We start from the raw sequence: 1431 nt of genomic DNA on the forward strand, positions 1-1431 counted from the left end.
TGGCTCTTGACTCATTCTCGCTCAGCCAAGCTTCTTGCGGTTAAGCGAGTCTCTCAGAATAAAGGCAGTAAAACGTCTGGAATAGACGGTGTCACCTGGAACACAGATGTACGCCGTATGAAAGCAGTCAATCAACTGAGCCGCAAGGCTTACTCTGCAAAACCACTCAAACGTATCTACATCCCCAAAAAGAACGGTAAGCTCAGGCCATTGGGTATTCCATGCATGATTGATAGAGCGCAACAAGCCCTCCACCTTCTAGCATTAGAACCAGTGTCCGAAACGCTTGCCGACCTCAATAGCTATGGGTTTAGGCCAAATCGCAGTACGGCTGACGCCGTCAGTCAGTGTTTCAAATGTTTGGCTCTAAAGCGATCAGCGAAATGGGTTCTTGAGGGAGATATTAAGGCTTGCTTCGACAAAATCGGGCATCAATGGCTTATGGACAATATCACGGTAGATAAACGTATGTTAGAGCAATGGTTACAGTCTGGCTATGTGGATAAGGGTCTGTTCTATGATACCGATGAGGGTACACCTCAAGGTGGAATAATATCTCCAACCTTGATGCTAATGACTCTCGCGGGAATAGAGCAACAAATAAAATCTACAGCTCTGAAAATGGGTGCTAGGGCCAACTTTATTGGTTATGCGGATGATTTCGTGGTCACCTGCTCTTCAAAGGAAGTGCTAGTGAACGATATCAAACCGTTGATTGCTGACTTTCTGGCAGAAAGAGGGTTAACCCTCTCCGAAGAGAAAACGAAGGTCACTCATATTGATGATGGCTTTGACTTTCTGGGTTTCAATCACAGGAAGTACAAAGGGAAATTGCTCATTAAACCGAGCAAATCTAACACGCTGTTATTCCTTAGAAATCTACGTGAACTTATTAAAAAGCACGCAACCATCCCTGTTAACGATCTTATCAAGTTGATAAATCCGAAACTTAGAGGGTGGGCGAATTACTATCGCCACTGTGTTGCTAAACAAGTATTCGGGTATGTCGGCCACAAACTATTCCAAGCGTTATGGCACTGGGCAGTTAGACGTCATCCAACCAAGTCCAAAGACTGGGTTGTTCATAAGTATTTTCTCAATCGTAAAGGCCAGTGGCAATTTCACGGTTGGCAGAAAATCATGGACATGGACTGTCACTTCAATCTGTTCCAAATAGCTAAAGTGCCCATCGAGCGACACGTAAAAATCAGGAATGCAGCGACCCCTTTTGACCCTCAATACCAAGAATATTTGGTGAAGAGAAAATCTAAAAGGCTAGCTCGTAACTCTTGGAAAGAGCCTGTCCCGACTGCGTTATAAGTTGCTGGGTATCAATGATGCCTTAGTGGAGGCTTGAGCCGTATGCAGTGAAAGTTGCACGTACGGTTCTTAGAGGGGCGGCACTTGGTAACAAGTGTCGTCTACTCGACA

General features: G+C 45.1%; 1 protein-coding gene. It reads left to right on the plus strand.

The genetic code is table 11. From position 1 onward, the window contains the following. Positions 1-1320: group II intron reverse transcriptase/maturase (ltrA, locus tag AB6D06_RS22430; RefSeq protein ID WP_372111925.1), on the plus strand; the 1320-nt coding region annotated here is incomplete at its 5' end. Between the last annotated feature and the right edge of the window lie 111 nt (positions 1321-1431).

The sequence above is a fragment of the Vibrio sp. 10N.239.311.G01 genome (assembly GCF_041465805.1).
In the GTDB taxonomy this organism is placed as follows: domain Bacteria; phylum Pseudomonadota; class Gammaproteobacteria; order Enterobacterales; family Vibrionaceae; genus Vibrio; species Vibrio crassostreae_C.